12 protein-coding genes and 7 tRNA genes (1 of these 19 cut by a window edge) are annotated in these 13,166 nt (G+C 38.1%); 2 read left to right on the forward strand and 17 right to left on the reverse strand.

The window, feature by feature from the left end:
* From AB1279_RS22855 to AB1279_RS22890, 8 genes are all read right to left on the reverse strand, one after another.
* Positions 1-7, reverse strand: a tRNA-Lys gene (locus AB1279_RS22855); it reaches 69 nt to the left of the window's first position.
* A gap of 5 nt (positions 8-12) precedes the next feature.
* Positions 13-87, reverse strand: a tRNA-Gln gene (locus AB1279_RS22860).
* A gap of 131 nt (positions 88-218) precedes the next feature.
* Positions 219-294: transfer RNA gene (locus tag AB1279_RS22865), tRNA-Asp, on the reverse strand.
* Between the two features lie 18 nt (positions 295-312).
* Positions 313-388: transfer RNA gene (locus tag AB1279_RS22870), tRNA-Val, on the reverse strand.
* A 4-nt stretch (positions 389-392) separates the two neighbouring features.
* Positions 393-467 (reverse strand) — tRNA-Glu (locus tag AB1279_RS22875).
* 7 nt (positions 468-474) lie between these two features.
* Positions 475-565 (reverse strand) — tRNA-Ser (locus tag AB1279_RS22880).
* Positions 566-573: 8 nt separating this feature from the next.
* A tRNA-Asn gene (locus AB1279_RS22885) sits at positions 574-648 on the reverse strand.
* A gap of 105 nt (positions 649-753) precedes the next feature.
* On the reverse strand, positions 754-1,218 hold the full coding sequence (locus tag AB1279_RS22890) for a SprT family protein (RefSeq protein WP_429761114.1): 465 nt from the start codon (positions 1,216-1,218) through the stop codon (positions 754-756).
* Between the two features lie 107 nt (positions 1,219-1,325).
* On the opposite strand from AB1279_RS22890, the gene cmpA reads away from it, so the two are divergent.
* Positions 1,326-1,445: a cortex morphogenetic protein CmpA gene (gene cmpA / locus AB1279_RS22895; RefSeq protein WP_154709412.1), complete on the forward strand. Its 120-nt coding sequence runs from the start codon at positions 1,326-1,328 to the stop codon at positions 1,443-1,445.
* A gap of 84 nt (positions 1,446-1,529) precedes the next feature.
* Here cmpA and AB1279_RS22900 read toward each other — a convergent pair whose 3' ends face one another.
* The 6 genes from AB1279_RS22900 to acpS all read right to left on the reverse strand — a co-directional run bounded on the left by AB1279_RS22900 (position 1,530) and on the right by acpS (position 7,740).
* A complete protein-coding gene (locus AB1279_RS22900) occupies positions 1,530-3,698 on the reverse strand; it encodes a Tex family protein (RefSeq protein ID WP_429761115.1) in 2,169 nt (722 codons plus the stop codon).
* A 65-nt stretch (positions 3,699-3,763) separates the two neighbouring features.
* Complete coding sequence (ndoA, locus tag AB1279_RS22905; protein ID WP_020063273.1) at positions 3,764-4,114, reverse strand: type II toxin-antitoxin system endoribonuclease NdoA; 351 nt, start codon at positions 4,112-4,114, stop codon at positions 3,764-3,766.
* Positions 4,115-4,118: 4 nt separating this feature from the next.
* Positions 4,119-4,406, reverse strand: a complete 288-nt coding sequence (locus AB1279_RS22910) for an antitoxin endoai (protein WP_272190952.1) — start codon at positions 4,404-4,406, stop codon at positions 4,119-4,121.
* 245 nt (positions 4,407-4,651) lie between these two features.
* The gene (gene alr / locus AB1279_RS22915) at positions 4,652-5,821 is read right to left on the reverse strand and encodes an alanine racemase (RefSeq protein WP_429761117.1); all 1,170 of its coding nucleotides are present in this window, start codon (positions 5,819-5,821) and stop codon (positions 4,652-4,654) included.
* A gap of 455 nt (positions 5,822-6,276) precedes the next feature.
* Positions 6,277-7,224 carry a LolA family protein gene (locus AB1279_RS22920; protein ID WP_429761549.1) on the reverse strand — a complete coding sequence of 316 codons (948 nt, stop codon included), beginning with the start codon at positions 7,222-7,224 and terminating at the stop codon, positions 6,277-6,279.
* Positions 7,225-7,380: 156 nt separating this feature from the next.
* Positions 7,381-7,740 (reverse strand): holo-ACP synthase, encoded by a 360-nt coding sequence (gene acpS, locus AB1279_RS22925; RefSeq protein ID WP_429748335.1) that lies wholly within the window; start codon positions 7,738-7,740, stop codon positions 7,381-7,383.
* Between the two features lie 88 nt (positions 7,741-7,828).
* Between acpS and AB1279_RS22930 the strand changes: the two genes are divergently transcribed.
* The gene (locus tag AB1279_RS22930; RefSeq protein ID WP_429761118.1) at positions 7,829-8,386 is read left to right on the forward strand and encodes a rhomboid family protein; all 558 of its coding nucleotides are present in this window, start codon (positions 7,829-7,831) and stop codon (positions 8,384-8,386) included.
* 12 nt (positions 8,387-8,398) lie between these two features.
* On the opposite strand, the gene uvsE is transcribed toward AB1279_RS22930, so the two are convergent.
* From uvsE to AB1279_RS22945, 3 genes are all read right to left on the reverse strand, one after another.
* On the reverse strand, positions 8,399-9,361 hold the full coding sequence (uvsE, locus tag AB1279_RS22935) for a UV DNA damage repair endonuclease UvsE (protein ID WP_429761119.1): 963 nt from the start codon (positions 9,359-9,361) through the stop codon (positions 8,399-8,401).
* A gap of 104 nt (positions 9,362-9,465) precedes the next feature.
* On the reverse strand, positions 9,466-11,013 hold the full coding sequence (locus tag AB1279_RS22940; protein WP_429761120.1) for a DEAD/DEAH box helicase: 1,548 nt from the start codon (positions 11,011-11,013) through the stop codon (positions 9,466-9,468).
* Positions 11,014-11,750: 737 nt separating this feature from the next.
* Positions 11,751-13,127 carry a UDP-N-acetylmuramoyl-tripeptide--D-alanyl-D-alanine ligase gene (locus tag AB1279_RS22945; RefSeq protein ID WP_429761121.1) on the reverse strand — a complete coding sequence of 459 codons (1,377 nt, stop codon included), beginning with the start codon at positions 13,125-13,127 and terminating at the stop codon, positions 11,751-11,753.
* Positions 13,128-13,166: the final 39 nt, after the last annotated feature.

Below are 13,166 nucleotides of genomic sequence, written 5' to 3' on the forward strand. Positions count from 1 at the left end.
ATGGCTCGTAAATGGCTGGGCTAGCTGGATTCGAACCAGCGCATGACGGAGTCAAAGTCCGTTGCCTTACCGCTTGGCTATAGCCCATCGATTTAATCGAATAAGTTAACATTTTTGAGGATGTCACTTAAATTCGCTTCACAAGATTTTTTAGTGAAGAAATATACTTTATCATACCCTCTAATAAAAAAACAACTTCCATCTATTAGAAGTTTAAATGGCGGTCCCGACCGGGGTCGAACCGGCGATCTCCTGCGTGACAGGCAGGCATGTTAACCACTACACCACGGGACCTTTATTTTTTAAATTATATGGTGGAGGATGACGGGATCGAACCGCCGACCCCCTGCTTGTAAGGCAGGTGCTCTCCCAGCTGAGCTAATCCTCCGAAGTGGTGACCCGTACGGGATTCGAACCCGTGTTACCGCCGTGAAAGGGCGGTGTCTTAACCACTTGACCAACGGGCCAAAATTATGGCAGAGAAGAAGGGATTCGAACCCTCGCACCGCGTAAGCGATCTACTCCCTTAGCAGGGGAGCCCCTTGAGCCACTTGGGTACTTCTCTATATTATATGGCTCCGCAGGTAGGACTCGAACCTACGACCGATCGGTTAACAGCCGATAGCTCTACCACTGAGCTACTGCGGAATAAGAAAGACAATTTTTATCTTATAAAAAATCATTTTATAAGTCAAGCACTTCTTACAATATCTTGTAGTGAGCTGACATGTTTATAATATACTGGATTGATTTTTAACTGTCAAGGTGTTTTTTCATCTGTTTCAAACGTCCTTTACACTTTCCGCAAACGTAGCGATTTGTATTTATTCTTCTCCTTCTTATGTATTGGAAGCCACACGATAAACAAATATATATGTATTGTTTTTTCTCTTTCCTCTCATCAGGAATCCTTTTACAAAAACGCGGCGCATCTACCTTATTCAACAACTCACGAAAATCCCTGTCCCTATGTTGATACCCTTTCCTCATAAGATGCAAATGATAATGACAAAGCTCATGTTTAATTACTGCTATTAATTCCTTTTCTCCATACGCTATATAATAATGATAATTTAGTTCTATATTATGAGTACTTAATATATATCGTCCACCTGTCGTACGTAAACGTTTATTAAATATCGCTTTATGCAAAAAAGGTCTCGCGAAATATTTTATCGATACTTCCTCCACTAATCTCTGAATATCTATCTCATGCATCCTTATCTCTCCTACCTATAAAAATAAATCTACACGTCTTGTTTGTCTCATGCATACATTAAATAGTACATATACCCATCCTCATTTCTGTAAAAGGAGGGATTCATATGCCAGCATGGCTTCGTAAACAAATGCGGCGTGCTTATTATGAAAAAAACCGCTATCAAATCAAACTACTTAACGAATGTTGGTTTTTTTATAAAAAAAGCAATACCCTTAGTAAATAAAGGGAGCGGAACACCCTCCACTCCCTTTTCATGTTAACTCTCAGCGTAGATCGAAAGAGCCACACAATGATTCCTTTTACTTCATCACTCTATTGGTAACATGGATAAAGCGACGCGTCCTTTTTTCATATCAACTTCATCAACCCACACTTTTACAATTTGCCCCACAGACACGATATCTAATGGATGCTTTACAAACTGCTTACTCATTTTCGAAATATGAACTAGTCCATCTTGCTTCACACCAATATCAACAAAAGCACCAAAGTCGACCACATTACGAACCGTACCTTCCAATTCCATGCCTCGTTTTAAATCTTCTAGCTTTAAAATACCTTTTTTAAGAAGCGGCTTCGGTAATTCATCACGTAAATCTCGCTCCGGACGAATAAGCGCATCAATAATATCTCGCAATGTCGGTTCACCAATGTTTGTTTGCTCTGATAACGAAGGAATTTCTACTTCTTCTAAACGCTTCTGCAAATGAGGTTGTCCAACATCTGTAATAGATAACCCTAAGCTTTTCAATAACAGTTCTACATTCTTATATTGCTCCGGATGAATACTTGTTCGATCAAGTGGATTCTCACCTTCTAGAACACGTAAAAAACCGATACATTGTTCATATGTCTTCGCACCTAATCGTGGTATATCTTTCAGTTCAGCACGTTTTGTAAATTTCCCGCTCTCTTCACGTTTTTTTACAATGTTTTTCGCAACTGTTTTCGATAGGCCGGAAACATATTGTAATAGTGAAATAGAAGCAGTATTTACGTTTACCCCAACTTGGTTTACAGCCGTTTCAACAACAAATGTTAATGATTCATTCAACTGTTTTTGTGATACATCGTGTTGATATTGTCCTACACCAACAGACTTTGGATCAATCTTTACTAATTCTGCAAGCGGATCTTGCAAACGTCTTCCAATAGAAACCGCACTTCTTTCTTCAACTTGCAAATCAGGAAACTCTTCCCTTGCTAAATCTGATGCTGAATATACACTCGCACCAGCTTCATTGACAATAATGTAAAATACATCACGTGTAACTGCTTGTAGTACATCCACTACAAATTCTTCCGTTTCACGAGAAGCTGTACCATTTCCGATGGCAATTACTTCTACTTCATACTTTTCTAAAATTGAAATACATTTCTTTTTCGCTTCTTCATATTTCTGAGCAGGCGGATGCGGATAAATAACGTCGATATGAAGCACTTTGCCCGTATCATCTACAACAGCAAGTTTACATCCCGTACGATATGCCGGATCTACAGCTAATACAATCTTCCCTTTCATCGGCGGTTGTAATAATAGATTCCTTAAGTTCTCTGAAAAAATATGAATGGCTTGTTCTTCCGCTACCTCTGTTAACTCTTTACGAATTTCTCTTTCAATAGACGGTTGAATTAAACGCTTATAACCATCTTCAATGGCTTCTTGTACATAAGAAGTACTTGGCGCGTATGATTTATGAATTACTTTTTTATGTAAAAACTGAAGAATTTCTTCAACAGGGGGAACGATTGCTACTTTTAAAATTTCTTCTTTTTCACCGCGATTCATAGCTAATACACGATGAGGTACAACTTTTTGTACCGGCTCTTCATAGCTGTAATACATTTCGTATACATTCTTTTCATCTTTTTCTTCATCTTTTACAACTGCTGAAATGGTTCCTTTTCTAAAAGTAGTATTCCGAATCCAACTGCGATAAGATGCTTCGTCAGACACGTATTCTGCGATAATATCTTTTGCACCTTGTAACGCTTCTTCTGGTGAATGAACCTCTTTTTCTTCATTTACGAATACTTTTGCTCTTTCCAACGCATCATCCTTCGCAAACGTTAATAACCAATCTGCTAAAGGTTCTAACCCTTTCTCTTTTGCAATTGTTGCTTTTGTTCTTCGTTTTTCTTTATACGGACGATATAGATCTTCTACTTCTTGTAGTTTTGTTGCAGATACAATGTTACGACGCAACTCTTCTGTAAGTTTTCCCTTTTCTTGAATCAAACGCAATACTTCTTCTTTACGATTTTCAAGCTGAGTGATATACTGCCATCTTTCTAAAATCGAACGAATTTGTACTTCATCTAATGAGTTTGTCCATTCTTTCCGATAACGAGCAATAAATGGAACTGTATTACCTTCCTCCGTTAGCTGAATAACATGACGTACTTGCTTCTCTGAAAAATTCAATTCTTTCGCTAACATTTTCATTAATCCTTGGCGGTCATCTACCATTTCCATTTGCAACAAAACCTCCTTAATAATAAAAAAAGTTGCTCTTAAAAGAGAGCAACTTCAATGTTGAACTAAAAATCTATCAGTCCTAAACTAATTTGCAGAGCTTCATCTACACGATTCATCATCAAATCGTCTAACTGAGTGATTTTGTCCGTTAAGCGCTGCTTATCGATTGTTCGAATCTGCTCGAGCAAGATAACAGAATCTCTCTCAAATCCATACTTTTTTGCATCAATCTCCACATGAGTAGGCAATTTTGCTTTCTGGATCTGCGCAGTAATGGCCGCCACAATCACAGTAGGACTAAAACGATTCCCAATGTCATTTTGAATGACCAAAACCGGACGAACGCCTCCTTGCTCAGAACCAACAACTGGGGAAAGGTCTGCAAAATACACGTCGCCGCGTTTTACAATCAAAGGATTACCCCCCGCTAACTAAGCGTTCTACTGTATGAGCTGCTTCATACTCCGCTAAGAAAGCTTCAGATGCAATACCAAGATTAATTTTTCCCATTTCAATGTACCCACGTCGCATTGATTCATGCTGGTAGCGCTTCTTTGTTTTATGTTGGCGCAATAGCAATTGTGTTGCCTGACAAATAAGCTCATGGCGATTCTTATTCTCTTGTTTTCCAAGTCCGTCTAATTCTGTTACCACTTGTTTTGGCAACCGAACAACGATTTCAGTAGTTACACTTGATTCGGACACAAAAATACACCTCCACCGTCAACTACACACACATATATATATGACACCTATTGTAATAATAACATTGTATGAAGCCTGTTGCAAAGACTTCCTGATTTCTTGTTTTATGTTTTCCAATTTGGAAATAAAACATTCATTTCCTTGGACTTTTCTATGTTCTTCTTCCAAATTGAGTTTCTCAGCTTGTCATAAAGGAACATACCCACCCTATTATAAGGGTACACTTGAACTACGAAAGTCTCATCTTATATGTCATTTAAATAATTTACAACCTCTACAATTTTTCCATTTTTCACATATACACGCGGAACACGAAAACTGATTGTTGCAATAATCTCATAGTTAATTGTCTCTAAATACTCCGCAACCTCAGTAGCACTAATATGCTCATCATTTTGTCTTCCAATTAGAGTGACTCTTGTTCCAAGCGGCACTTCATATGGCACACGAATCATTAGCATATCCATTGTAATCCTGCCTACAATCGGCACCCTTATACCATTTACAAGTACTTTGAAATCCTGTAACCTACGTAACCAACCGTCAGCATATCCAACAGGCAATGTGGCGATCCATTCTTCTGTTTTCGTTTGATAAGTAACGCTATAACTAATTCCAGCACCTTTTGTTACCTGTTTCATATGCACAACAGTTGTATGCCAAGATAACGCAGGAGTAAGCTTAATCGATAAAAAAGGGTGGATTTGTATAGATGGGGTCAATCCATACATTGCAATCCCTATTCTGACAGCGTTAAAAGTAACACTTTGAAAACGTAAAGTTGCCGCACTATTAGCTGTATGAATAAGTTTTGGGGTCAATCCAAATTCTTTTAGCCAACTTATTTGTTCTAAAAACATATTATACTGTTTATCAAAGTAGGCCGTCTCCACTTTATCGGCTGTTGAAAAATGAGTGTAAACTCCTTCTAGCTTAAAAAAAGGGGCATCTTGTAAACTCTTTAGAAACTCTTTCAATTCATCTTTTTCACGAATTCCAATTCTACCCATTCCGCTATCGAAACTAAGGTGAAAATGAAATAAACAAGAAGAATTCCAAACCTTTTTCGCTTTTTCTAGCCACTCTTTTTGAAACACAGTTAATGTAACGTCATTCTCCGCTGCCTCATTAACGTCTGCTGGGCGTGAAGGACCTAATACTAAAATAGGCGATTTAATTCCAGCTCTTCTTAAAACAAGAGCTTCATCCAAGAATGCAACAGCTAGTCTTGTGGCCCCTGCTGCTAACGCTGCATTTGCAACTTGCACTGATCCATGGCCATATGCATTTGCTTTCACAACAGCAAAAATTTCCACATTTTTTGGAATAATGGATTTAATACGAGTCAAATTATCATAAATCGCATCTAAGTTTATCTCTACCCACGTATCACGATAAAATGGCGATTTTTCCATCTAGAAAAAACACTTCCTTTATACGATATGCAAAGCTTATTCTTTTATATTCACTTTTTTTCTTCCCATTATTCCATCAGATTACACGTCACCCTCATCAACAAATTTTACACATCAAAATACCATTTATTAAATCGTGACAATGTGAAACTTCCATCAGCGAGGATTTTCTTCATCCCCCACTGGTGGAAAGCTCTCACCAATCGGGTGCATGCCCGCAGTTATCTTCCACCCGTCTTCTGCAGAAAAGCGGAAGTGGCTCGTTCAGAATGTGAGGGGGATGGAGCTTCTGACGTAGAGGTGTTTTTTACCTCGTAGGAAGAAGCGAAGCCACCGAACATTCTAGACACTGGAGCTAGACAATGCTTCATCGAACTTTGCGGTGGAAGTATTACTGCCCGCAAATAGCGGGATAAAAAACGTGGTGTACACTGTAGCCACCACGTCTTAGTCGTTTACTTCACTTGTTTTTGAGTCACAGAACGCGCTACCATTAACAACTCATCTTGTTTCAAACCTTTTGATACAAGCATATACTCGACTCCATTATGTGACCATGTAACAGAATCTTTTGTTAATGCACCAATTGCGAAACCTAGATCAACAGGTTCCCCGCTCATATTTTGTAGTGCAATAGTTGGCGCTACCTTCGCTTTTTCTTGTATTAATGTAAAACTCTTTTTATTGCCAGTGTACGTAAGAATATCACGCTTACCACTGTCTGTCTTAAATTCTTTCTCTTCTTTTAAAGTCATACCTTGTGGCGTGTCACTTGGATATAACACAGCAAACGGCTTCTCTTCTTTTGCTGTCGTTTGTACATCCACTTGCGCTCTAGACATATTTTGCTTCGTATCAAACGCACCTTTATCAAATTTTGCATCAAACTTTACTTTAGAAAAATCTACTTGCACAAGAACGTTTTGATCATTGTCCATCAATTTCACCGAAACAGGTGCTAAATCTTTTTTATTAAATGTAATTTGTTGCCTTGGCAACATATTTTGATGATGATAGTTTGTTTTCGTTTCAAACACATAATATTTGTCTGTTTTCTTAAATGAACGATCCTTATCGTTCAAAATATCCTTTACAAGCGATTCATATAAATATGCTTGGCTGCTATTTTGCGGCCAATCACTTTGAAAACGAAAACTTTTATTTAAAGACGGGGTAAGAACGAATACACCTTCATCATTTCGTAAAATAATCTGGCTTTGATCTTTTTTTGCATTTTTCAAATTCACACGATAATACGAGGGTTTATTAAACCAAACTTCAACATCATATACTTGCGGTTCATTTCCTGTTTTAATCGATAGCTTCGCTTCTGCTTGATAGCTTTTCATATCTTTTACTCTTTCATTTAAATCTTGTACAACATCTTCCTTCTTCTTCTCCATACAGCCCGCTAACAGAAAAACGGTTAACAAACCGACAATAAACAAAACTAGCCGCCTTTTCATATGTTCAGCCCCTTTGCCTCGATAAGTAAGTGGAAGAAAACCTCTTCCTTAACGCTACTCAAATATATGAGACAAATATAGGAAATATGCAGACTAGCTTGACGGGCTTTCTAAAATGACTTGCGCCACCGCAAACTCTCGGCTATGGCTAATCGAAAGATGGATAGTATAATTTGTATTTGCAAGTAAAACAGGTTTTCCTCTTTCATCATTTGTGATTTCAATATGTAAAAAACTAACCTCTTTTCCTATTCCAGTACCAAGCGCTTTCGAATATGCTTCTTTTGCCGCAAAGCGTCCTGCAACAAATTCACTACGTCTCTTTCCTTTTAACGAACATGCTACTTGGCGCTCTTTTTCTGTTAAAATACGCTCTATAAATTTTGGTTGCCCTTCTATCATCTTCTCAATTCTTTCAATTTCAATAATATCGATTCCAATCCCTACAATCATATCCTTAGATTCCTTCCTTCTATTTTCTTTCTCATTTTCATATTGTAAGAATAACAGACAATCCGTTAACAGCAAAAGGAGTGGGAATATGAATACTCCATTAAAATACTCATTAACTTCTTTTCCTCCGATTACTACTGCATTACTTTTCATACAACTTGTTTTACTATTATCAGGGAATAAGGTACTATCGATTGGAATCGCTTGTAATGAGTGTATCGCTGCAGGGGAATGGTGGCGAATTATTTCTTCATTATTTATCCATACAACATTTTCTCATTTTCTATCCAATAGTATTTGCTGCTTAGCACTCGGGATTTCATTAGAAAACCAACTGCGTAGTATTCGATTTTCACTTGCATTTCTTATATCCGGAGTCACCGGAAATATCATCTCTTACTTTATACTTCCACTCCAGTATAATCATACAGGAGCTTCAGGTGCTATTTTTGGATTATTAGGTCTACAGCTTTATATATTCTATATGCAATATTACCCTACTAGAAAAAAAGAAGCTCTTCTCTTTGTTGTTATTTTATCCATTCTCCTAGCGTTTACATTTCTCGATAAAACAACAAACTTAATTAGCCATCTCGTTGGATTGCTCACAGGCGCCTGTTTAGGACCATTACTCATAAAAAAATAGATGGTGCATAGCTTACTTTACAAAAAAGCTTGCACCATCTACTATCTCTATCTCAGCCTTATCTTTCATATCTCTCATCAACTGAAAGAGTGCCTCGTCTTTTTGTTTTGCCTCTATCATACAATGTACTTCTGAGACACTATCTTTTATATGGTGCAAAAAAGAAAAAAATTGATCGGGATTAATAAAATCCGCATGTGCTCTTGGATTATTTCCTTCCCTTGGACTAGAAATATGCATTTTAATCGGCAATGGAGATTGCTCCCACGTTCGCACAACACGTTCCCAATCCGTCACCCACTCTTCCAAGTCGTGATTCACCATATGATGATGCAAATCAAAAACTACTGGGATTCCAAGTTTTTCACCTAAATACAGCACTTCTTTTAAAGAAAATGTTGTATCATCATTTTCTAACATAACCATCTTTTGAATCCCCACTGGAACAAGAGACCAATTTTCAATAAATTGTTCTAACGCTTTCTCTTTATTCTCATAAGCTCCCCCAACATGCAAAACACAACGATGCGTTCTATCAATCCCCATTCCTTTGAGCAACTTTCCATGCATCTGCAATGTTTTAATGGATTGCTTTAAAATCGGAGGATGTAATGAATTTAACACAACAAAATGATCAGGATGAAAGTCAATTCGCATTTCTTGGCGTTTCACATACTCTCCAAGCCGTTTTAAATTTTCTCTTAACGGCTTTATATAATCCCATTCTAACAACGCCTCATGATTCGCCAAAGGAATTAACTTCGAACTTAAACGAAAAAACGAGATATCATGTCCATAATTATGTTTTAACAACCGAAGACAATTCTCTAAATTAGAATTAGAAATCCTTTCTAATTTTTTAATTGCCGCGTCCCGGTCCTGTATTCGTTGAAACTGTGCATACGTCATTGTTTGCGAAGGAGACGCATTCTTTAAATGGACACTCATCGCAACATATCCAAGCTTTACAAGCATTCCATTTCCTCTTTTCCAATACAAGTTTCTATGTAGTATACCCAACTAAAAAAACAAAAAAGACAGCCTTTATGAAAAAGACTGTCTCTCTTCTATGAATTTAATTAAGCTTGTGGCTTACGGCTTGTGTGCTTTCTTTCGCCACTGCGTCCTCTAGGAGCTCCAGAACGACCTTCACGACCTTCACGTCCTTGACCTTCTCCTTTACGACCTCCACGATTGCGGTTACCATCGCGATTACGACCGCCTTCACGATTACGGTTACCATCGCGGTATCCACCTCTTCCACTTCCACTTCCGTTACCATTTCTCTTTCTAGAACGATCTTTGGAAACTACAGGTGGTTCTGATGTTAAAGAAACTGGCGTTGCATCCGGCTCTTTTGTCATCATTTTTAAAGCAGCTGCTACAACCGCTACAGAATCATGCTCTTCTAACAGCTCTTCTGCAATACGTTTGTAGTATGATAAGTTTTCACTTTCGATCGTGCTTTGAAGTTTTTCAGCGATTAAACGTTGTTGTCCTTCTAAAGCTTCATCTAACGTTGGTGGATTCATACGGTCCATTTTACGTTTTGTTGTACGTTCAATATTTTTTAATTGACCCGTTTCACGCGGTGTTACAAACAGCATCGCAAGACCTGTTTTACCTGCACGGCCCGTACGACCAATGCGGTGTACGTATGATTCTGGATCTTGTGGAATATCGAAGTTATATACATGCGTTACACCTGAAATATCAAGACCACGCGCTGCTACATCTGTTGCAACAAGAACTTCGATTGAACCTTCTTTAAATTTACGTAATACAGACAGACGCTTCGCTTGAGTTAAATCACCATGAATGCCTTCTGCTGCATAACCACGTAAGTTTAATGCTTCTGATAATTCGTCAACGCGACGTTTTGTACGACCGAACACGATTGCAAGCTCTGGAGATTGAATATCTAATAAGCGTGTTAACACGTCAAATTTCTTTTTCTCTTGCACTTCTACATAGAACTGCTGAATGTTTGGCATTGTTACTTCTTTAGCTTTAACCTTAATATGTTTAGGCTCGCTCATGAAGCGTTCAGCAATGCGACGGATTGGGTCTGGCATTGTTGCTGAGAATAATAATGTTTGGTGTGTTTCAGGCACATCCGTTAAAATTGCTTCAATATCTTCAATGAAGCCCATGTTTAACATTTCATCTGCTTCGTCAAGAACAACTGTCTCTACGTTTTGCAGACGAAGTGTTTTACGTTTAATATGATCTAAAATACGTCCTGGCGTACCCACGATAATGTGTGGACCTTTTTTCAACGCACGGATTTGACGGTTAATATCTTGACCGCCATAGATTGGTAAAATGCGAACGCGCTTATGCTGACCAATTTTGTATAGCTCTTCACCTACTTGAATTGCTAACTCACGAGTTGGCGCGATAACGATACCTTGAACAGTATCTTGATTTGTATTTACTTTTTCTAATAATGGTAATCCAAATGCAGCTGTTTTTCCTGTACCTGTTTGAGCTTGACCAATGATGTCGTCACCTTGTAAGGCTACTGGAATTGTTTCTGCCTGAATTGGTGTTGCCTCTTCAAATCCCATGCTTTCAACAGACTTTAGCAAAGAACTGCTTAATCCTAATTCTCGAAATGTTGTCAATGTTACTTCTCCTTTTCTATCTAAAATAGCCCAGATTATTCCTTCTTTTAATATTCACAGGATATACAAGTAAGGTTGGGCTAAGTCTTCTTCAGACAAAATACGTCATTAACGAAAAATTGCCTGACAATTATAATAAAAACTAGCTTTTGAAAACTGAATGTAGAAAGTCGCAACAACAATATGCAGCGCTCCAAACATTCAAACGTAAAGCTAGACAAAAGTAGTCCCCAAAAATTTTATCGACAGGACAGAGGGGTTAGGCGGAAGTCAATCCCAACTCCACTAACGCCAAGCGCCGAGCGCACGCTAGAAACCCCCACTTCAAACAATTATAACTTTAAGTGGCGGGAGTATTTATCCTAACTATCCATTCAAAAAAGACATTTTCCGTGTTTGCGGAAAATGCCCTTTCCCTTATGTTCACGTATATAAACGGGCCTACATTTATCACAAAAATACTCTACAACGTTATTACACCCTATCAATTATAAGTTTTGTATGTGCAAAAAGCAAACCCAACTCTTCCCTTATTTTGCATATAGACTTTTCTATCCTTGTTCTAACTTTTCATTCCCTTTTTGTAAGCGCTTCTATATTTTATCCCGCATTAACGGGCAGTAATACTCCCACCTCAAAATTTGGTGAAAGCAAAGAAGTTAGGTGTGCCCGTAAAACCCCGATTGGTGAGGGCTGATAATCAGCGGGGGGTGAAGAACCTCCCACTGATTAAAGCTTCACTTTATCATCGCAATAACTTCTTCTAATTTCATTCCACGAGATGCTTTTACTAATACAACATCTTTCACATCAACGACTTCTTTTAAATCTTTAACAAGTTCTTCTTTATTGTCATAAGCTTTTACGCGTTCACTAGAAAAATTAATTCTTGCACCTTCTGCCATTTGTGCCCCAAGCGTACCGTACGTAAATACATATGCAATACGAGCTGGATCAATTAATTTTCCAACTTCATAATGAAATTGTACTTCTTGGTCACCAAGTTCTAGCATATCGCCAAGTACAAGAATTTTTTTAGAAAATCCATTTAGTTCATTCATTAAATGGAACGCTGCTTCCATCGCTGTCGGGCTTGCGTTATATGCATCATTAATAATCGTTAATCCTGCATCTGTTTTTAAAACTTCCATACGCATGCCTGTCATTTTCAAATTCATTAAGCCTTGTTTCATTTCTTCCCATGTTACGCCGAAAAATTCAGCAACCGCCATTGATGCTAATGCATTATATACATTATGCTTCCCAAGAACGGGTAAATAAAATACTACATTTTGTGCTTGATTCATCGTAAATTGTGTACCTGTCGCTTCTACTTTTACAGATACCGGGTGATAATCGTTCGCTCTTGCATCACCAAATGTGATTGTCTTTGCTTGTAAATTCATACTCGGTACACGTGTAGTTAACAACGGTTCATCCCCGTTATAAACAAATACACCAGTATCCTGTAAACCTGTGACAATTTCTAGCTTCGCCTCTGCAATTCCATCACGAGAGCCCAAATCCATTAAATGCGCTTCTCCAATATTTGTAATAATCGCTGCATCAGGACGAGCCAGCTTTGACAAAAATTCAATTTCCCCGCGGCTTGACATACCCATCTCTAATACAGCCATTTCTGTATCTTCTTCTAAACTTAAAATCGTCAAAGGAAGTCCAATATGGTTATTAAAATTCCCTTCTGTTTTTTGCACTTTAAATTTCGCTCCAAGTAAGCTTGTCACAATATCTTTCGTGGACGTTTTTCCATTACTTCCTGTTACACCAACCACTTTCACGTTTAACTGATCGCGATAGCTCTTCGCCAATGTTTGCAGCGCTTGTAATGTATCTTCTACAAAAATAACCGGTAAATTTGCCGGTGGGTTCGCTACACCTTTCTTCCAAAGTGTTGCAACTGCACCACCTTCTCTTGCTTTCTCCACAAAAGCATGACCATCGAAACGTTCTCCTTGAATTGGAATATATAAGTTTCCTTTTTCAACCTTCCTTGTATCAATGGAAACACCTTTTATAGCTACATCATTCCACTGCTCTGCTAAACCAGTTCCACATACCATTTGCTCAATTTGCTTTAATGTTCTTTGTATCATAAAAACACTCCTTATACGGAAGAAACACTATTCATTTGA

The organism is Bacillus sp. S14(2024), assembly GCF_050473785.1.
GTDB classification, from domain to species: domain Bacteria; phylum Bacillota; class Bacilli; order Bacillales; family Bacillaceae_G; genus Bacillus_A; species Bacillus_A yunxiaonensis.